The sequence below is a fragment of the Undibacterium sp. TJN25 genome (genome assembly GCF_049339885.1).
GTDB lineage: Bacteria > Pseudomonadota > Gammaproteobacteria > Burkholderiales > Burkholderiaceae_D > Undibacterium.
On record NZ_JBMPPM010000006.1, the window covers coordinates 334,814 to 353,885 of the forward strand.

The window sequence follows — 19,072 nt, forward strand, 5'->3', positions numbered from 1 at the left end:
CGCTGCCGGACCTGCATCACAACAAGCTAGTGTCTTTTGATATTGGGCGACATTTGGGCAAACTATCCCTTCGACAAATTCTGATACTCGGCGTAGGGCTTGGCATCATGCTGCCGGCCCTGGTGCTGGGGCGTTTCCTGCTCAAGGACCGTTATGAGCGCGAGGTGGATCTGCGGGTGCGGGTACCGATGTCGCAATATGCCGACATGTTGTCGCGCGCGATGGCGGTGCCGGTCTGGAACGTTGATAAGGAAGTGGCAAACCAGTTCGTGCAGGCGGTGATGCGCAACCCGGAGGTGGTCAGCGTTACCGTGGAAGACGAATCGAAGAACCGTTTCGTGCACAGTGAAAAGGACGATCAACGCGGCGGCGAGGTGTTGCGCGAAGACCGGCAAATCTTTCTGGACAATAAAGTCATCGGCATGGTGACGGTGGAACTGACGACGGCCCGCATAGAGCGCGACCTGTTCCTCGATTTTTTGAAACTGGCAGGTGCGCTGCTGGCGCAGGTAGTGATTTCCTTTGTGCTGATCCTGCTGCTGTTTGAACGCAGGATAGTGCGGCCCCTGCATGAATTGCAGATGGCAACAGCCCGGCTGGCGCGCGGCCAGCTGGACCAGGCCTTGCAATGGCACCGCAAGGATGAGATCGGCAGCCTGGCTCAGGGCCTGGACCGGATGCGCGAAGAACTGGGCGGCCTGATTTCCGATCGCGACATCAGGAACGCCGCTTTGCAGCAGGAGCTGAATGAACGGCTGAGGGCAGAGCAGGCACTGCGCTTCACGGAAGAAAAGTTCACCGCCATTTTTCATTCATCGCCGGTGGCAATGACGGTGGCACGCAAGGAAAATGATTTTGCCGTCATTGATGTCAATGATGCCTGGGTACGCCAGTTCGGCTGGCCGCGGGAAGAGATACTGAATAATAAATCCGCGCAGCACCTTCTGTGGCGCAAGCCCGAAGACCAGGAGGAGGTGCTGAAGATTGCCGAGCGCGACCATGAGATTCACGGTTACGAAGCCTGGCTGCGCTGCGGTAGCCAGGACAAGTCGCTGTTGTGCGAAATCTCCGGCAAGATGATTTCGCTGGGCAGCGAATCATTGCTGATCCTGGTGCAGGAAGACATTACCGAAAAACGCCACAACGAACAGGAAATCCTCAGCCTGAACACCAGCCTGGAAAGACGGGTGTCCGAGCGTACCCAGGCGCTGGAGGTAGCCAATACCGAACTGACCATCGTGCTGGAAAACCTGCAAAGGGCGCAAAGGGAATTGCTGCGCACCGAAAAGATGGCGGCGCTGGGTTCGCTGGTGGCCGGCATTGCCCATGAGCTGAATACGCCGATAGGCACCAGCGTGACCGTCACCAGCACGCTGCAGCAACATACCGACGATATTATCCTGGAAATGAGCCAGGGTCTGCGGCGCTCGCAGCTGGAAACCTATTTCCAGAACACCCGCACCGGCACCGACATCCTGATGCGCAACCTGAGCAAGGCTTCCGAACTGGTCACCAGTTTCAAGCAGGTGGCGGTGGACCAGACCAGCGCCAACCGCCGCGTCTTTGCGCTGGATGAGATGGTGGCCGAGATTGTGCTGACGATGAGCCCGACCATACGCAAAACCCGGCACGACGTGGAATCCAATGTGCCGCCAAAGCTGGTGCTGGACAGCTACCCTGGTCCTTTAGGGCAAGTGCTTACCAACCTGATCAACAATGCCTTCATCCACGGCTTTGACGGCGATTATCGCGGCAAGGTCACGATCAGCGGCCGCAACGCCGGCGAAGACCTGGTGGAAATTACCATCAGCGATGACGGCAAGGGCATACCTGAACAAAACCTGGGACGGATTTTCGATCCTTTCTTTACCACCAAGCTGGGACAGGGCGGCAGCGGCCTGGGTCTGAATATCGTCTACAACCTGGTGACCGGCGTCTTGGGTGGGAATATCGTGGTGGACAGCGAACCCGGCAAGGGCGCGCGCTTCACCATCACTTTGCCGCAGGTGGCGTCGCAAGGGCGGCGCCGTTCCAGCGACCTGCTCTGACAATAAAGTTCAGGCCAGGATATATTCGTGCGTCAGTTCACGGGCGCGGTGCAGGCGGCTCTTGGCCGCAGCCGGCGTCAGACCGAGGCTTGCCGCAATTTCCTTGATGGACAATTCTTCAAAATCCCGCAGCAGGATAATGTCCCGATAGTGCTCCGGCAGCGATTCCAGCGCGCTGACCAGATCCAGCCGTATTGCATCTGTCGGCCTGGCGCTTAGCCATTGTTCCACCTTTTCTTCATCGTAGGGGTCGTAGTTGATGGTGACTCGCCCCAGTTTGCGGCATTCGCGCTGCACCAGCTTGATCAGCCAGCCGGAAAATGCCGCCGCCACGCGCAGGCTGTGCACCTTGCGCGACAGGATCAGCAAGGTTTCCTGCACTGCGTCGTCCACGTCGCTGAGCAGGCAGCGCCTTTGCGCATAGCGCCGGATATCCGGCTGGCAGACGCGCAGCAGGCTGTCCAGCGCCTGGGTATCCCCCAGGCGTGCCGACTCCAATAGTGGCAGGTGCTGTTGCGAAAACATTATTTTCCCTTGGCCTTGTCAAGGCGACGGCCCACCATCACACACATCGGACAAAAGCCGAATATGCCGGATAGTGTAATGCCGGCAGCGGAGGCGGCAACGATCCAGGCAACGACACCGTTCAGGCTCAGCAGAGCCCAGGTAATCACGGCGAAGCTGACGATGAGCCGGACTACGCGTTCCCAGTTTGGCAGGTTTTTGATATAAAACATGATATTTCCTTTGTAATAGACAACGAGGTAGTGAGACAACTCGTGAGTAAATTTTCCATTCAGGACACCAGGCCCTCACTTAACAAGAGGGGCCGGAATGCCGTTTGGATTCGGGCCTATTCATATTTTTTTGAAATATTTTTTTAATGGCCAGAAAGGCAAGCGCTGGCAAACTCTGGCCTGCTTCTGGTACAGTCCCGCCATGAGCAAATTATCTTTAGACCGTATCCTGCAGTCGCAGGGATTCGGCACCCGCAAATACTGCCGTGAACTGATAGACGATGGCGAATTCAGCATCGCCGGCGAAGTGATGACTGACTACAAGGCAACCCTGGAAACGGAAGGCCTGAGCTTCAGCATTTTTGACGAGGAATGGCAATACCGCGAGCACGTCTATATCGCACTCAACAAGCCTGCCAATTTTGAATGTTCGCGCAAGCCCAGCCACCATCCCGGCGTGCTGACGCTGCTGCCTGAGCAGTTCAGCTGGCGCGATGTGCAGCCGGTGGGACGGCTGGACCATGACACTACCGGCATGCTGCTGATGTCGGATGACGGCCCCTTTATCCACGCCCAGTCCTCGCCCAAACGGCATATCCCCAAGGTATACGTCGCCACCACGGCAGAACCGGTGGATGAAGTGCTGATCCAAAAATTGTTGTCGGGCGTGCAATTGCATGACGAACCTGCGCCTTTGGCGGCGCAGCTATGCCGCCAGCTTGGCGATGACGAGTTGGAAATTGTGCTGGAGCAGGGCAAATACCATCAGGTGAAACGCATGCTGGCCGCCGCCGGCAACCACTGCGCCGCGCTGCGACGCACGGCCATAGGGCAGCTGGCGCTGGAAGCGCTGGGCCTGGAAGAAGGTGAATGGTGTTACCTGGACGCGCAACAGATGGCATTGCTCGTGCCAAGCGAGTAGTCAGCACTAATTTCCTTATTCACTGCGAGACGGAACAGAGAATCTGGCGCTAAAATGCGCCGGATTCTCAGTTCCGTCGTATTTCGCTCAAATTTGCATTAGAATCATTGCCATATTTGCCAATGGCAACATCCTTCCGCCATAATCGGCAATTAATTCCTTTAGAACTGCGCACCTTCCCGAATTTCCATTGAGAATAAGGAGCAAGCATGCAAGTTATCGTGATCGCCAATCCCAAGGGCGGTGTCGGCAAGAGCACCTTTGCCACCAATCTGGCGGGCTATTTTGCTTCCCGCGGCCATAACGTGATGTTGGGCGATATCGATGTGCAGCAATCGTCGCGCACCTGGCTGTCGCTGCGTCCGGCCAACCTGCCGGTGATTCAGCCCTGGGAAATAGAGGACGGCCACATCGCCAAACCGCCCAAGGGTACGACGCACATGGTGCTGGATACGCCGGCCGGCCTGAAGGGCGCCCGGCTGGATGCGGCGCTTAAAATCGCGACCAAGGTCGTCGTGCCGCTGCAGCCTTCGATCTTCGATATTCTCGCTACCGAGGAATTCCTGAATAAATTGCTGAAGCGCGAGGCTGGTTTCGAGGCTGGTGTCCTCGGCATGCGCGTCAACAGCCGCAGCCGCGCGGCAGACCAGTTGAGCCATTACGTGGAGCAGCGCGGCCTGCCGGTATTGGGATATCTGCGTGACACGCAGAATTACATACAGTTGGCCGCACATGGCGCCACGTTGTGGGACGTTGCGCCGTCCAAGGTGGAAAAAGACCTGGAACAGTGGCAGCAGATACTGCAATGGATAGAAAAATAGCGGGAAACGCAGACTGTTGACGCCGAACGCCGGAATTTATTTCCATCCGGTATCCAAATCACTATAATGCTGCCTGCCACGGGGGAATTTTCCTTCGTGTTATCAAAGGCTTAGCTTATGCACCATACGATTTTCGATACCCCTGTCGTCAATGCTGTCATGTACTGGTTTTCCATCAGCATGCTGCGGCTGCTGGGCTGGAAGGTTGACGGTACGGCGCCGGCGGAGCCTAAATATGTAATGATTGCCGCACCCCATACCAGCAACTGGGATTTCCCGGTAACGCTGATGGTGGCATTTGCAATGCGGCTGAAGCTGTATTGGATGGGCAAGCAAAGCCTTTTTCCACCAGTGCTGGGCGCCGTCATGCGCTGGCTGGGCGGCATCGCCGTCAATCGCATCAAGACCGGCAATATGGTGCAGGGTACCGTCGATGCTTTCAATGCCGCGCCGCAACTGGCAGTGCTGGTGCCGCCGGAAGGCACGCGCGGCAAGGTCACGCACTGGAGAACAGGGTTTTACTATATCGCGCTGGGTGCGAAGGTGCCGATTGCGCTGGGCTACCTGGACTTTAAGCGCAAGGTCGGCGGCATAGGCAAGATGTTTTATCCTACTGGCGACCTGGAGGCTGACATGGCCGAGATACAGAAATTTTACGCCGGCATTACCGGCAAGAACCCGCAGCATTTCAGCGCTGACAATATTCAGGCCCGGGGTGATTGAATTCCCGCAGTATTGACAGTGAAAGAAGAGCCGATACAGGCTCTTTTTTTATTTCGGCGATCGTTTATTGAGGCGTCCATTGCAAGGGCTTGCCGGCCGTATCAGTGACCGACATCATTTCCTTGAAGACGCGCGCCTGTATGCTGTCCGGCAGGCGCACCAGATCCACACTGTTGACCAAATGGTCGCCGTTCATGAAACACCAGGTGAAGAACTTCAGCGCCGCGATGGCTTTTTCGGGGTTGGCCGCTGCCTGCGGCATCATGACAAAGGTGCCCATCGAAATCGGCCATGTGGTCGCGCCCGGTTTGTCTGTCAGCATTTCCTCAAAGCTGCCGCGGGTTTTCCAGCCGCTGTTGTTCAGCGCTGCCTCAAAGGCTGCTGCTGACGGGGCCAGGAATTTACCTTCGCGGTTTTTCAGTGCCGCGTAATCCAGTTTATCTTGCAGTACGTAGTTATAGTCGATGTAGCTGATTGTGTACGGTGTTTTCCGCACGGCGGCGGAGATCGCGCTGCTGCCCTTGATCTGCGTCAGTTCTTCTTGCCACTTGATCGTGAAGTTTTTGCCGTAGGCGGCTTGCCAGCCGGCGTTGACCTTGCTCAGGTAGTCGGTGAAGTTGTAGGTCGTGCCGGAGCCGTCCTGGCGCACGATGACGGCAATCGGCTTGTGCGGCAGACGCAACGTGGGATTGAGGGCAGCGATGGCGGCGTCATCCCAGGAACTGATTTTGCGCGCAAAGATATCGGCCAGCAACTCACCGGTCAGCTTCAATTCTCCCGTCTTCACGCCGGGCAGGTTCAGTACCGGCACCACGCCGGAGATTGCTGAAGGAAACTGGATCAGTTTGTCCTGCTTCAGGTCTGCCGTTGTCATGGCCACGTCGCTGGCGCCGAAGTCCACGCTTTTTGCCTTGATCTGCTTGATGCCCGCGGAAGAACCAACCGGCTGGTATTCCAGCGACGCTCCAGCCTTTTTGCCATAGGTTTCAGCCCATTTGTTATACAGCGGCGCAGCGGCAGAAGAGCCGGCGCCGGTGATGGTTGCTGCTCCAGCAGACAGAGCGGAAGTGGAGACGGTAGCAGCAAGTGCAGCGGAAAGGGCGAGGGAAAGAAATCGGGGCATGGGGAATTTCAGGGGAAGGAGCGGGTTTTAATTGATTGCTTCATTGCAACGAATTTGAATTGGCCGAATTATAGCCTTGAATCGGGACGTCGGCACTACGCTGCTTGCAAAGGGTAGTGCCGCTGCCTTAGCCCTGCACGAAAATATGGGAAAGCTGCCTGGCGAGGGAGGCTGAATACCGCAAGGCACCTGCTTGAAGTTGGGTAAGAATAGGCAAGCACGAGCGGGGCAGGGGCAGGAAAAAATAGACACAGCAGATACAGGCTGATACAAGAAAGTTCATGCTGGTGCCAGTCCGCGAAAGCGGCGAGGCACGCGGCGAGAGTCTTCGCGGGATTTTTGTTTCAACGCTTGAACGTTCTCGTAATGGGCATGTCACATCAAGACTTTAATCTACGGACAAATTGCGGATTCGGTCAAATTTTTTATCCGATATGCATCGAATGGTTAAAGCAGGTGGAATGAAGCCTTGCTTAATTGGAATAAATTGTTTATATTATTTATGTATTTCATCATAGGAGAATCATATGGCAACTACGCCAGTGAAAAAAATCGCAGCAAAAACCAAGGCTCCGGTTGTTCCAGCGAAGAAGATCGTCGCTGCCGCCGCCAAGGCGCCTGCTGCCAAGGCAGCTACTAATACGAGCACCAGCGTTGCCAAGCCGGCCCCCGCCGCGGGCAAGGCCGTAAAAGCAGTGAAAAAACCTGTTGTTGCAGCCAAGCCTATCGCAGCCAAGCCTGTTATCGCCAAGCCGGTAGCCGCGAAGCCGGCAGCGGGCAAGTCTGCAGCGCCAGCGGTGTCCGCCGCTGCTGCCGCAGGCAAGGAAAAAGCCAAAAAAGCCAAGCTGGTCCGCGATAGCTTCACCATGCCGGAATCGGAATACGAAGTGCTGAGCCAGGTCAAGAAAGCCTGCATCAGTGCTGGCGTGGAAGTGAAAAAGAGCCAGTTGCTGCGCATAGGCCTGGTGTTGCTGAAAAAGACGGATGTCGCCGCTTTGAAAAACCTGATCGCCGGTCTGGAGCCGCTGAAAGCAGGCCGTCCGAAGAAGGAAAAGTGATCCCGTAACAGGGTTTGCCGCATCGATAACAGCCTGCTTTTTGCAGGCTGTTGTTTTTTGTGGATGTCATCAAACCGACATGGAATTGTCATATTGCCGAAGTAATCAATAGTTAATCTTCGTCCGTGAACATAAGGCACATAGACTTAGAGGACTACGAATGAGATTACTCACCATCCCCGCTGATGCTAACCCCAGTTTTTCCAAACTCAGTCTCAGCCTTGCCAGCACGGCCAAGGAAGTCAAGGAAGTGCAGCGCTTGCGCTACAAGGTGTTTATAGAATCCATGGGCCTGTCTGCTCTGACCAATCCGGATGGCCTGGACAAGGACGAGTTTGACGAGCACTGCGACCACCTGATCGTGCGCGACACCAAGAGTCTGAAAGTGGTCGGCACTTACCGTATCCTGAGCCCGAACGGCGCCCGCCAGGTAGGCCGTTATTATTCCGAAACAGAATTCGACCTGTCCCGCCTGGAAAATATCCGCGGCAGCATTGCGGAAGCGGGACGCGCCTGCATCCACCCGGATTATCGCAGCGGCGCCGTCATCATGCTGCTGTGGGCCGGCCTGGCCGCCTATATGCAGCGCGAGCGCTGCACCTACCTGATCGGCTGCGCCAGCATCAGCCTGGCCGACGGCGGACATAATGCGGCAGCGATCTACCGCAACTTCAAGGAAAACGATTTCTCGCCTTTGGAATACAGGGTCAAGCCGCATCTGCCTTTCCCTATCGACGACATGGAGACCGGCGTGGAAGCACGTGTTCCGCCGCTGCTCAGGGGTTACCTGCGCGCCGGCGCCTGGGTGTGCGGCGAACCGGCCTGGGATCCTGATTTCCATAGCGCGGATCTGTTTGTAATGCTGCCCTTGGCAAATCTGGACAACCGATACGCGAAACACTATGGTACCGAGGAGAAGCCTCAGTGAAACCAGCCGACCAGTTCCTTGACAAGAAATTCCTGAAGACCAGCAAGAAAGACATCGTACGTTTCCGCACCATCTGGATATCGGATGTGCATCTGGGAACGACAGGCTGTCAGGCAGCGCGCCTGCTGGAATTTCTGCAAGCAACTGAGTCGGATACGTTATACCTGGTCGGCGACATCGTCGACGGCTGGCAGCTGAAACGGCGCTGGTACTGGGACCAGGTGCATAACAACGTTGTGCAGACAGTATTGAAGAAGGCCAAGAAGGGCACTGAGGTCATTTTCGTGCCGGGCAATCATGACGAAGCGATACGCCAGTTCATCGACCTGGATTTCGGCGGCATCAAGATCCGCGACGAGCTGGTGCATACCACCGCACAGGGCAAGCGTATGCTGGTGCTGCATGGAGACCGCTTCGATGGCGTGATCGCCTGCGCCAAGTGGTTGGCCTATGTCGGCGACAGCCTGTACACGATGATCCTGAAGTTCAACCAGGTCTTCAATAACTGGCGCGCGCGCGCCGGACTGCCTTACTGGTCCCTGTCGCAATACCTGAAGCTCAAGGTCAAGAATGCAGTGAGCTATATCACTTCATTTGAAGATGCGCTGGCCGATGAGGCGCGCAAAAAGGGCCTGGACGGCGTGATTTGCGGCCATATCCACAAACCCGAAATCCGCGACATCGGCGGCGTCATGTATTGCAATGACGGTGACTGGGTGGAAAGCCTGTCTGCCTTGGTGGAGGAGGCCAGTGGCGAATTGCGCCTGGTGACCTGGCAGGACATCATGCAACGCAGCCATTCGGTGGCGGTTGCCGAAGAAAACGTGCTGGAGCCTGTGCTGCACGCTTGAGGCCACTTATTGCCTGGTAACATACAGCAGCCCGCACAGGGCGCATCACAGTAGCAAAAGCCTTACTTAAGCTGCTTTACTTCACCACCAAATCCGGTGACATGATTGCCTTCAGGTACGTCTGCAATTCATTCTCGCGCAGCTTTTGCGTAATCCACCACACATTGCCTTTGCGTACCGCGCATTCCTGCTGCGGCGTACCCAGCACCTGTGCGGCCACGAGGCCGAGGTAAGGCTGGTGGCCGACGATCAACACGGGCTCTCGGCTATTGGGCCAGTTGGCGGCGCTTAAGACATCTTCTATGCTGGCATCGATGCCGAGCTCTGTCACAGTCTTGAATTTTCTTTGCAGGTAGGCTGCCGTTTCCTGTGTCCGCACTGCCGGGCTGACCAGGATGCGGCAAGTCTCCGGCAGGTTGCTATCCAGCCAGCGCGCCATCTTGGCGGCTTGTTTCTGGCCCTTGCTGGTCAGCTTGCGGCCGGCGTCCGGTTCGCCTTCTTCCGCTTCCGCGTGGCGCCACAGTATCAGTTCCAATTACGAATCCTCCGACAGCGAGCCCAGCGTCTGCATCAGGTACTGCTGTGCGCAGAAGCTTTGCTGCTTGCTCCTGACTTTTTTGCGGTGGTATTCGCCGGCAGAATCCAGCACCCAGGCGTTGACGTTGTCCTTCAGGTAGGGCTCCAGCCCTTCGCTGATCACACGTTTTTTCTGCGCTTTTTCCAGCACGGGGAAGGCTACCTCGATGCGGCGGAACAGATTGCGGTTCATCCAGTCTGCGCTGGCAAGGTAGACGTCGTGCTGCAGGTCGTTGCGGAAATAGTAGATGCGGCTATGTTCCAGAAAGCGCCCGATGATGGAGCGCACGCGGATATTTTCAGACAGGCCGGGCACGCCGGGACGCAGCGCGCAGGCGCCGCGGATGATCAGGTCGATCTTTACGCCGTCGGCAGAGGCTGCATACAGGGCGCGGATCACCGATTCGTCCAGCAGCGCATTCATCTTGGCGATGATGCGGCCGGGCCGGCCCGATTTGGCGATTTTGGCTTCATTGCGTATTGCCTTGATGATCTGCGGCTGCAGCGCAAAAGGCGCCAGCCATAGGTAGTCAAGCTTTTTCGGCTTGGTCAGGCCGGTCAGGTGGATGAAGATTTCGTTCACTTCCGCCGCCAGTTCCGGATGCGCGGTCAGCAAGCCGAAGTCGGTGTAGAACTTGGTCGTGGACGGATGGTAGTTGCCTGTGCCCAGATGCGCATAGTGCCGCAGCACGCCGCCTTCTTCGCGGCGGATGACCAGCGCCAGCTTGGCATGGGTCTTCAGGCCGACTACGCCATAAACGACTTGAGCGCCGGCCCTTTGCAGCTTGTCGGCCCAGTTGATATTGGCTTCTTCGTCAAAACGCGCCATCAGTTCGACGATGACGGTCACTTCCTTGCCCTGCCGGGCGGCGACGATCAGCGCCTCCATCAGGTCGGAATTCATGCCGGTACGGTAGATGGTCTGCTTGATGGCGACGACGCAGGGATCGACCGAAGCCGAGCGGATGAAGTCGATGACGGTCTGGAAAGGCTGGAAAGGGTGGTGCAGCAGGATGTCCTGCTTACCCAATAGCGTAAAGATGTCGGAATGCGCGTACTTGCCATTGGCCTTGGCCGTGAACGGGGGGAAACGCAGGTTGGGCTGCTTGACGTGGTCCACCAGTTCCGACAGGCGGACCATATTGACGGGGCCATCGACCGGATACAGCCTGTCTTTATCCAGCGAAAACTGCTCCAGCAGGAAATCGGACAGGTTTTCCGGGCAGTTCTTCGCCACCTCCAGGCGCACCGCCACGCCGAATTGGCGGCTTTGCAATTCGCCCTGCAAGGCCTGGCGCAGATTCTTGACTTCCTCTTCATCTACCCACAGGTCGCTGTCGCGCGTGACGCGGAATTGCGAATAGGACAGCACATCACGGCCATTGAACAGGTCGGCGATATGGGCGTGGATGATGGAGGACAGCAGGCATAGTGCAATCCCGCCATCGGACAAATGGTCGGGCAGGCGTATCACGCGCGGCAACACCCGTGGCGCCTTGACGATGGCGATTGCGGTGCCGCGGCCGAAAGCATCCTTGCCGGCCAGCGAAACGATGAAATTCAAACTCTTGTTGACCACCTGCGGGAAGGGATGCGCCGGATCGAGGCCGATCGGCGTCAGCAATGGCCGCACTTCGCGCTCGAAATACGCTTTGACCCACGCCCTTTGGGCTTCGTTGCGGTCATTGTGGCGCAGCAGGTGGATGCCGTTTTCCGACAACTGCGGCAGGATTTCCTGGTTCAGGACGGCATACTGGCGCGCGACCAGTTCGTGGCAGTCCTTGCCAATGCGATCCAGCGTCGCCAGGAAGGCAGGGTGTTCGGCCAGTTCCCCGTCGATGGTGTTTTGCGCCAGCAGGCTGGCGACCCTGACTTCAAAAAATTCATCCAGATTGCTACCGACGATGCACAGGTAGCGCAGGCGCTCCAGCAAGGGCACATTCTTGTCTTCCGCCTGGGCCAGCACGCGCCAGTTGAAGGCGATCTGCGACATTTCGCGGTCCAGAAAAATGACGGAGCGCGATAATTCACTGGGTGCGGAAATTGTGACAAGGCCGGCTTTCGCAGGATTTTCCTGTTTTTCTGCTTCCGCTTCCAACGGCATTTTGTCTACATCTTCTTGTTGCATAGGTGCTCACATGTCATAAAGGCGCTTGATTCATATCATCCGGCAAATCCACGGACCTACTATATATAGCAGAAAGCATTGTAAGGATGATCTATGACAAGTATGTGACATTAAAAATTATCAATAAACCAATTATTTCACAGATCTGCGATATGCGTCATAATCCTGTCATATTAGTTTTGTACAGTTCGCTTCGTGTTACTGATGTCATATTATTTAACCCTGAGGTGAATATGCAATTCAATCAAGTTATGAAATCGCTGGTTATCGCCATCGGTGCAGCAGTCTCCTTCTCCGCCGCACACGCTGCCGACATTACTGGCGCGGGCGCTACTTTCCCGTATCCTATCTACGCCAAATGGGCTGAAGCTTACAAAAAAGCAACCGGCAATGGCTTGAACTACCAGTCTATCGGTTCTGGCGGCGGCATCAAGCAGATCAAAGCCAAAACAGTGGATTTCGGTGCTTCCGACATGCCATTGAAAGCAGAAGAACTGGACGCTGAAGGCCTGGCGCAGTTCCCAGCCATCATCGGCGGCGTGGTTCCTGTCGTGAATATCGACGGTGTTGAAGCCGGCAAAATGAAGCTGACCGGTGATCTGCTGGCTGGCATCTACATGGGCAAAATCACCAAATGGAATGCGCCTGAAATCGCAGCTGTCAACGCCGGCCTGAAACTGCCAGCGGAAGACATCACTGTCGTGCATCGTTCCGATGGTTCCGGCACAACATTCGTATGGACCGACTACCTGAGCAAAGTCAATGGCGAATTCAAAGCAGCCGTTGGTTCCAGCACAGCCGTTAAATGGCCAGTCGGCCTGGGCGGTAAAGGTAACGAAGGCGTTGCAGCCAACGTACAGCGTATCAAAAATTCCATCGGCTACGTTGAGTACGCTTATGTGAAGAAAAACAAAATGACTTACACCCTGGTAAAAAACCTGGATGGCAATTTCGCAGTACCTGACGACGAAAACTTCAAATCCGCAGCTGCCGGTGCTGAATGGGCAAAAACTCCAGGCATGGGCGTCATCCTGACAAACCAGCCAGGCAAGGCTACATGGCCTATCTCCAGCGCTTCCTTCATCCTGATGCACAAATCCCAGGCGGATGCCGCCAAGGGCAAGGAAGTATTGAAGTTCTTCGACTGGTCCTTCAAAAATGGCGGCGCAATGGCTGCTGAACTGGATTACGTTGCTCTGCCGCCAGCAGTAACAAAAATGATCGAAGACGGCTGGAAAGCACAGATCAAGGATTCGTCTGCCAAGGCAATCTGGTAATCGCGTTTTTCCCTTCGTAATATGATCGACAGCGACCCTGCACCGTTAGTTGCAGGGTCGCCTCTTTTGTTGGATATCTGTCCATGAATGCTCAACAACCGTCAACAACTATGTCAGCTTCCCAGCCAACTCAAACAAATCAAGATTCTTCGCTCGACAAGCAGTCGAATGCGGCGAGAGAGTCCCAGGTGGATATGGCTGCGGTCATGCGCAAGCAGCAATTCCAGGACTGGATCTTCCATAAGCTGACATTCTTTTTTGCCTTGAGTGTTTTGCTGGTGTTGGTCGGTATCATCATTTCCCTGTTTATCGGCGCCATTCCCGCGATGCGTGAATTCGGCCCCGCGTTTATCTGGACCATAGAATGGGATCCGGTCAACGACAAATTCGGCGGCCTGATCGCGATCTTCGGCACTCTGGCGACATCGCTGGTGGCGCTGGTCATTGCCTTCCCGGTCAGCTTCGGTATTGCACTGTTCTTGACTGAAATCTGCCCCCCATGGCTGAAACGTCCGCTGGGAACTGCCATTGAATTATTGGCCGGTGTGCCCAGCATCATCTACGGCATGTGGGGCCTGTTTGTTTTTGCACCGCTGTTTGCTACGTATGTACAGCCTGCATTGGCCGCCACGCTGGGCAACGTGCCTGTGCTGGGCGCGCTGTTTTCCGGTCCGAAGATCGGCATCGGCATCCTGGCGGCAGGCATCATCCTGGCCATCATGATCATCCCGTTCATCGCATCGGTAATGCGCGACGTGTTTGAGGTAGTGCCTGCGGTACTGAAAGAATCTGCCTACGGCCTGGGTTGTACCCGGTGGGAAGTGGTCCGCAAGATCGTATTGCCTTACACCAAGGTCGGCGTGGTCGGCGGCGTCATGCTCGGACTGGGACGCGCGCTCGGCGAGACGATGGCCGTCACCTTCATGATCGGTAATGCGCACGCCATCTCGTGGTCCCTGTTCGCGGCAGGCAATAGTATCGCATCGACACTGGCCAATGAGTTTGCGGAAGCAGAATCGACGCTGCATGTGTCTTCGCTGTTCCTGCTGGGCCTGATCCTGTTTGTTATCACATTTATCGTCTTGTCCGCCGCCAAGCTGCTGTTGCTGGGCCTGAGTAAAAAAGAAGGTGCAAAATGAACGAATCCGCGAATAATCCCGTCTATAAAAGGCGCCTGCTGCAGCATAAGCTGGGCATTGCGCTGTCGTCGATCGCCATGGCATTGGGCGTGTTTTTCCTGATGTGGATCCTGTTCACATTGCTGATCAAGGGTTTCGGCGCAGTCAACCTGGCGATGTTTACCGATACCACGCCGGCTCCCGGCAGCGACGGCGGCGGCCTGATGAATGCGATTGTCGGCAGCTTGCTGATCGTTGTCAGTGCCACCGTCATCAGCACGCCTATCGGCATCCTGGCCGGCATCTACCTGGCTGAATACGGCGAATCCAACCGCTTCAGCGATGTAACGCGTTTCGTTACCGACATCATGCTGTCGGCGCCATCCATCGTCATCGGCCTGTTCGTGTATGCGCTGTATGTGGCGCAGGTCAAGCATTTCTCCGGCTGGGCCGGCAGCCTGGCAATTTCGCTGATTGCCGTGCCTGTCGTGGTGCGCACGACCGACAATATGCTGGCGCTGGTGCCAACCAGCCTGCGCGAAGCTGCCTTTGCACTTGGGGCGCCGCGCTGGAAGGTCGCTTTGCTGATACGCATACGCGCCGTCAAGGCTGGTATCGTCACCGGCGTACTGCTGGCGGTTGCCCGTATCTCCGGCGAGACTGCACCTTTGCTGTACACCGCGCTGAACAACCAGTTCTTCAGTGCCGACATGAACAAACCCATGGCCAACCTGCCGAACGTGATCTTCCAGTTCGCGATGAGCCCTTACGACAACTGGCGCTCGCTGGCCTGGGGTGGCGCTCTGCTGATTACCTTCAGCGTGCTCGGCCTGAACATCCTGTCGCGCACCTTATTTAGCCAAAAAGTTCAAAATTAATTTCCTGGAAAAACACGATATGTCTACTCCAAATACTACGCAGAACAAGATGTCCATCGAAATTTCAGGATTGAATTTTTTCTATGGTGCCACACGCAGCCTGAAGGACATCAATCTCAATATCCACGACAAGAAGGTAACCGCTTTTATCGGCCCTTCCGGTTGCGGCAAATCGACGCTGTTGCGCACGCTGAACCGCATGTACGATCTGTACCCCGGCCAGCGCGCCGAAGGCAAGATCATGTACAACGGTCGCAATATCCTCGATCCAGGCCAGGACATCAACCTGCTGCGCGCCAAGGTCGGCATGGTGTTCCAGAAACCGACGCCGTTCCCGATGTCGGTGTACGACAACATCGCTTTCGGCGTGCGCCTGTATGAAAATCTGCCGAAAGGCGAGATGGATGAGCGCGTTGAATGGGCGCTGAAAAAAGCGGCGCTGTGGACGGAGGTCAAGGACAAGCTGAACAAGAGCGGCCTGTCGTTGTCCGGCGGCCAGCAACAGCGCCTGTGCATCGCCCGCGGCGTGTCTGTCAAGCCCGAAGTGCTGCTGCTGGATGAGCCGACTTCGGCGCTGGATCCTATCTCCACCGTCAAGATCGAAGAACTGATCACCGAGCTGAAAGAAGATTACACGATTGCCATCGTGACGCACAATATGCAACAGGCGGCTCGCTGCTCCGACTACACCGCCTACATGTATCTTGGCGAACTGGTCGAATTCGGCGAGACTGACCACATCTTCATGAATCCGATGAAGAAAGAAACCCAGGATTACATTACCGGTCGCTTTGGTTGATCCGGACTCAGCGGTAAACCGACGTACAACTGACTACACAAAATTAGGAGAACCCTGTGACTGGCGAACATTCTTCAAAGCAGTATGACATGGACCTGGAAACAATACGTTCCAAGGCCTTATTGATGGGCGGCCTGGTGGAAAGCCATTTTCATGATGCCATGTCCTGCTTCAGGACAGGCAACGTGGCCCAGGCGGAAACGGTGATCAAATCGGACGAGGAAGTCAATCGCCTGGAAGTATCGCTGGACGACATGTGCAGCCACCTGATCGTCAAGCGCCAGCCTGCCGCCAACGACCTGCGCACTGTGATGGCAACCGGCAAGGTGATCACCGACCTGGAACGCATAGGCGATGAATCGACGAAGATCGCGCGTATTGCCAGGGATGCCCAGGCCAACCGCAAAAGCGTGGCGCTGTTCAACGGCTATGATACTGTGCGCGCCTTGGCCGGCAGCGTAGGCGAGATGCTGCACCAGGCGCTGGATGCGTTTGCACGGCTCGATGAAAAACAGGCGATCAAGCTGATCGCGCATGACGCACAGATCGACAACGATTTCCGCTCCATCATGCGCAACCTGATCACTTTCATGATGGAAGATCCAAGCACGATTTCAACATCGCTGGATACCTTGTGGATTGCCAAGGCAATAGAACGCATCGGCGACCACTCCAAAAACATCGCGGAGCAAGTGATCTACATCGTCGAAGGCAAGGATATCCGCCACTCCGACTATGTCGCCACGAAGCAGGAACAGATCAATTAATTCTACGAAAGCCTTTTAGCATTGCGAACGGCTGAATGCACGCTTTGGTAAAGGTCGAAAATAATGGCAGCTGACAAAACTACTATCCTGATTGTTGAAGATGAGCCGGCGATTGTCGAGCTCGTCACTTTTAGTTTGCGGGCGGCAGGCTGGAATACGTTCGCTGTCAACAATACCGCGGAGGCCTGGGAGTTCATCCAGCGGCGCACGCCGCAGCTGATCCTGCTGGACTGGATGCTGCCTGACCAGAGCGGTTTGCGCCTGCTGTCCAAGATCCGCTCGGACCGTCAGTTCAATGAAATGCCGGTCATCATGCTGACGGCCAAGAGCATGGAAGAAGACAAGATCGCCGGCCTGGACCACGGTGCCGACGATTATGTCACCAAGCCGTTCTCACCCCGTGAGCTGACGGCGCGTATCAAGGCGCTGTTGCGCCGCAAGAGCCCGGAGCATGCACAGACTGCGCTGACGGCGGGTGCGGTGATCCTTGATCCGGTCAGCTGTACGGTCAAGATCGATGAACAGAAAGTGGATATCGGCCATGCCGAATACAAGCTGCTGAAGTTCTTCATGGCGCATCCCGAACGCGTGTTTTCCCGCAGCCAGCTGCTGGACAAGGTGTGGGGAGACCATGTGGTGATAGAAGAACGTACTGTCGACGTGCATGTCCTGCGCCTGCGCAAGGTATTGAAAAATGCCGAGTCGCTGATCAAGACCGTCCGCAGCGTAGGCTATATGCTGTCTGAGAAATAAACCGTTTTCCTGTATCTCCGGGCTGCCCGGAACAGCGGTGCGTGGCAATTCAGCATCGCTGCCATCGCCAGGAAGGCCCGGCAAGAGTAGGATGGCAGTGTAGTACTCCGGCCCTTTCCCTTAATCCGTTCCGTTCCCGACAGCGCGATAGCAATAGCCTGATTTCAGGCCAAGTTTGAAGTTTCAAGGTATTTATTCATGCATCCTCACCTCCTGTTTTGGGTTCCCGCCATTGTCCGCATGATCGTCGTGCTGATAGGCGGTGCCCTGGTCTGGTTTTTTGTCGGCCCCGTGTGGGGCCTGTCGGCAGCACTGGTAGGCATGATAGGCCTGATCGTGGTGCAGCTGTCTTATCTGCTGCGCCTGGCAGACTGGCTCGACAACCCCAGCAGCGTCCGGCTGCCGGATGGCTGGGGCGCCTGGACCGAGATATTCTCGCGTCTCTACCGCCTGCGCCGCGGCGACGAAAAGAACCAGGCTGAACTGGCCGAGTGGCTGGCCCGTTTTCGCCAGGCGATGACGCTGCTGCCGGATGGCGTGGTGATCATGGACGACGTCCTGTTCCTGGAGTGGTGCAACCCGGCGGCCGAAAAGCATCTGGGCCTGAGCCTGACCAAGGACAAGGGCATGCGTGTGACCAACCTGGTGCGCAGCCCGGAATTCATGGACTACATCATTCTGGGCCGCTATGAGACGCCGCTGACGCTGGCTTTCCGCGACCGCAAGCTGATCGTCCACATCATCCCGTTTGAAAATCGCAGGCAGATCCTGGTGACGCACGACATCACCGAATCCGAACGCATAGACATGATGCGGCGCGATTTCATCGCCAATGCATCGCATGAGCTGCGCACGCCGCTGACAGTGATCAACGGCTTCCTGGAGATCGCATCGATGGAGCCTAACCTGGATGCCCAGATCCGCCTGTCGCACCTGAAGCTGATGACGGAGCAGGGAGAACGCATGCAGCGGCTGGTGGAAGATATGCTGACGCTGACCCGGCTGGAGTCGATGGACCATCCGGTGCGGCCTGAAGCCGTCAACATGCAGGTGCTGCTGGAAAAAATCCTGCAGGAAGCACATGCCTTGTCTGCCGGCCGCCACGACATCACGCTGGAATGCGAAGGCCCGGACATACTTGGCAGCACCGATGAAATCCGCAGCGCACTGATCAACCTGGTGACCAACGCAATACGCTACACGCCGGAGAAGGGTGCGATCAAGCTGATCTGGAAGAATTCCGCACAGGGTCCCAAGTTCATTGTGCAGGATAACGGCATCGGTATCAGCGCCGAGCATATATCAAGGCTGACCGAACGCTTCTACCGCGTGGACAAGAGCCGCTCGCGCGAGACCCAGGGTACAGGTCTGGGCTTGGCCATCGTCAAGCATGTTCTGTTGCGGCACAAGGCCAACCTGTCGGTGGAATCCACGCCGGATGTCGGCAGCAAGTTCTGTGTGCAGTTTCCGGTGAGCGCGGTTGCTCCGGTGGAGATGCTGGCAGGGTAGCAGGACAAACAGGGGATGGCAGCCTGGATGCGACGTAGCGCAATCCGGGAACAGAC

General features: G+C 56.3%; 19 protein-coding genes. 14 read left to right on the top strand and 5 right to left on the bottom strand.

Annotated features, from left to right (window positions below):
* Positions 1-53 precede the first annotated feature (53 nt).
* Entirely contained in the window at positions 54-2,048 is a 1,995-nt protein-coding gene (locus tag ACO0LO_RS17200; protein ID WP_422965624.1) for an ATP-binding protein, read from the top strand.
* A 9-nt stretch (positions 2,049-2,057) separates the two neighbouring features.
* Here ACO0LO_RS17200 and ACO0LO_RS17205 read toward each other — a convergent pair whose 3' ends face one another.
* Positions 2,058-2,573, bottom strand: coding sequence for an RNA polymerase sigma factor (locus tag ACO0LO_RS17205; protein ID WP_422965626.1), 516 nt, complete (start codon positions 2,571-2,573; stop codon positions 2,058-2,060).
* Positions 2,573-2,785, bottom strand: coding sequence for a YgaP family membrane protein (locus ACO0LO_RS17210; protein WP_422965628.1), 213 nt, complete (start codon positions 2,783-2,785; stop codon positions 2,573-2,575). Before ACO0LO_RS17210 ends, ACO0LO_RS17205 begins: the two co-directional genes overlap by 1 nt.
* 202 nt (positions 2,786-2,987) lie before the next feature.
* Here ACO0LO_RS17210 and ACO0LO_RS17215 point away from each other — a divergent pair, with 202 nt between their 5' ends.
* The 3 genes from ACO0LO_RS17215 (at position 2,988) to ACO0LO_RS17225 (ending at position 5,251) form a co-directional block, all read left to right on the top strand.
* The gene (locus ACO0LO_RS17215) at positions 2,988-3,707 is read left to right on the top strand and encodes a pseudouridine synthase (RefSeq protein WP_422965629.1); all 720 of its coding nucleotides are present in this window, start codon (positions 2,988-2,990) and stop codon (positions 3,705-3,707) included.
* A gap of 209 nt (positions 3,708-3,916) precedes the next feature.
* A complete protein-coding gene (locus tag ACO0LO_RS17220) occupies positions 3,917-4,528 on the top strand; it encodes a ParA family protein (protein ID WP_422965631.1) in 612 nt (203 codons plus the stop codon).
* 117 nt (positions 4,529-4,645) lie between these two features.
* The gene (locus ACO0LO_RS17225) at positions 4,646-5,251 is read left to right on the top strand and encodes a lysophospholipid acyltransferase family protein (RefSeq protein ID WP_422965633.1); all 606 of its coding nucleotides are present in this window, start codon (positions 4,646-4,648) and stop codon (positions 5,249-5,251) included.
* A 64-nt stretch (positions 5,252-5,315) separates the two neighbouring features.
* On the opposite strand, the gene pstS (ACO0LO_RS17230) is transcribed toward ACO0LO_RS17225, so the two are convergent.
* Positions 5,316-6,374: a phosphate ABC transporter substrate-binding protein PstS gene (gene pstS / locus ACO0LO_RS17230; RefSeq protein ID WP_422965635.1), complete on the bottom strand. Its 1,059-nt coding sequence runs from the start codon at positions 6,372-6,374 to the stop codon at positions 5,316-5,318.
* Between the two features lie 527 nt (positions 6,375-6,901).
* Between pstS (ACO0LO_RS17230) and ACO0LO_RS17235 the strand changes: the two genes are divergently transcribed.
* The 3 genes from ACO0LO_RS17235 (at position 6,902) to ACO0LO_RS17245 (ending at position 9,211) form a co-directional block, all read left to right on the top strand.
* Positions 6,902-7,432, top strand: coding sequence for a hypothetical protein (locus ACO0LO_RS17235; protein WP_422965637.1), 531 nt, complete (start codon positions 6,902-6,904; stop codon positions 7,430-7,432).
* A gap of 160 nt (positions 7,433-7,592) precedes the next feature.
* A complete protein-coding gene (locus tag ACO0LO_RS17240; RefSeq protein WP_422965639.1) occupies positions 7,593-8,360 on the top strand; it encodes a GNAT family N-acetyltransferase in 768 nt (255 codons plus the stop codon).
* Positions 8,357-9,211 (top strand): UDP-2,3-diacylglucosamine diphosphatase, encoded by an 855-nt coding sequence (locus tag ACO0LO_RS17245; RefSeq protein ID WP_422965641.1) that lies wholly within the window; start codon positions 8,357-8,359, stop codon positions 9,209-9,211. The genes ACO0LO_RS17240 and ACO0LO_RS17245 overlap by 4 nt, the downstream gene beginning before the upstream one ends.
* A 76-nt stretch (positions 9,212-9,287) precedes the next feature.
* Here the strand turns inward: ACO0LO_RS17245 and ACO0LO_RS17250 are convergent, their stop codons facing one another.
* Together ACO0LO_RS17250 and ppk1 are read right to left on the bottom strand one after the other, a co-directional pair.
* The gene (locus tag ACO0LO_RS17250) at positions 9,288-9,746 is read right to left on the bottom strand and encodes a SixA phosphatase family protein (protein WP_422965643.1); all 459 of its coding nucleotides are present in this window, start codon (positions 9,744-9,746) and stop codon (positions 9,288-9,290) included.
* Positions 9,747-11,915, bottom strand: a complete 2,169-nt coding sequence (ppk1, locus tag ACO0LO_RS17255; RefSeq protein ID WP_422965645.1) for a polyphosphate kinase 1 — start codon at positions 11,913-11,915, stop codon at positions 9,747-9,749.
* 233 nt (positions 11,916-12,148) lie between these two features.
* Here ppk1 and pstS (ACO0LO_RS17260) point away from each other — a divergent pair, with 233 nt between their 5' ends.
* The 7 genes from pstS (ACO0LO_RS17260) to phoR all read left to right on the top strand — a co-directional run bounded on the left by pstS (ACO0LO_RS17260) (position 12,149) and on the right by phoR (position 19,016).
* Positions 12,149-13,192, top strand: a complete 1,044-nt coding sequence (pstS, locus tag ACO0LO_RS17260; RefSeq protein WP_422965647.1) for a phosphate ABC transporter substrate-binding protein PstS — start codon at positions 12,149-12,151, stop codon at positions 13,190-13,192.
* 194 nt (positions 13,193-13,386) lie between these two features.
* Positions 13,387-14,331, top strand: coding sequence for a phosphate ABC transporter permease subunit PstC (gene pstC, locus ACO0LO_RS17265; RefSeq protein ID WP_422965901.1), 945 nt, complete (start codon positions 13,387-13,389; stop codon positions 14,329-14,331).
* Positions 14,328-15,188: a phosphate ABC transporter permease PstA gene (pstA, locus tag ACO0LO_RS17270; protein ID WP_422965649.1), complete on the top strand. Its 861-nt coding sequence runs from the start codon at positions 14,328-14,330 to the stop codon at positions 15,186-15,188. Before pstC ends, pstA begins: the two co-directional genes overlap by 4 nt.
* 19 nt (positions 15,189-15,207) lie before the next feature.
* Positions 15,208-15,987, top strand: a complete 780-nt coding sequence (gene pstB / locus ACO0LO_RS17275) for a phosphate ABC transporter ATP-binding protein PstB (protein ID WP_394781841.1) — start codon at positions 15,208-15,210, stop codon at positions 15,985-15,987.
* A gap of 56 nt (positions 15,988-16,043) precedes the next feature.
* Positions 16,044-16,754, top strand: coding sequence for a phosphate signaling complex protein PhoU (gene phoU / locus ACO0LO_RS17280; protein WP_422965651.1), 711 nt, complete (start codon positions 16,044-16,046; stop codon positions 16,752-16,754).
* A 63-nt stretch (positions 16,755-16,817) separates the two neighbouring features.
* Positions 16,818-17,507 (top strand): phosphate regulon transcriptional regulator PhoB, encoded by a 690-nt coding sequence (phoB, locus tag ACO0LO_RS17285; protein WP_422965653.1) that lies wholly within the window; start codon positions 16,818-16,820, stop codon positions 17,505-17,507.
* A 198-nt stretch (positions 17,508-17,705) separates the two neighbouring features.
* The gene (phoR, locus tag ACO0LO_RS17290) at positions 17,706-19,016 is read left to right on the top strand and encodes a phosphate regulon sensor histidine kinase PhoR (RefSeq protein WP_422965655.1); all 1,311 of its coding nucleotides are present in this window, start codon (positions 17,706-17,708) and stop codon (positions 19,014-19,016) included.
* The last annotated feature ends 56 nt before the right edge of the window (positions 19,017-19,072 follow it).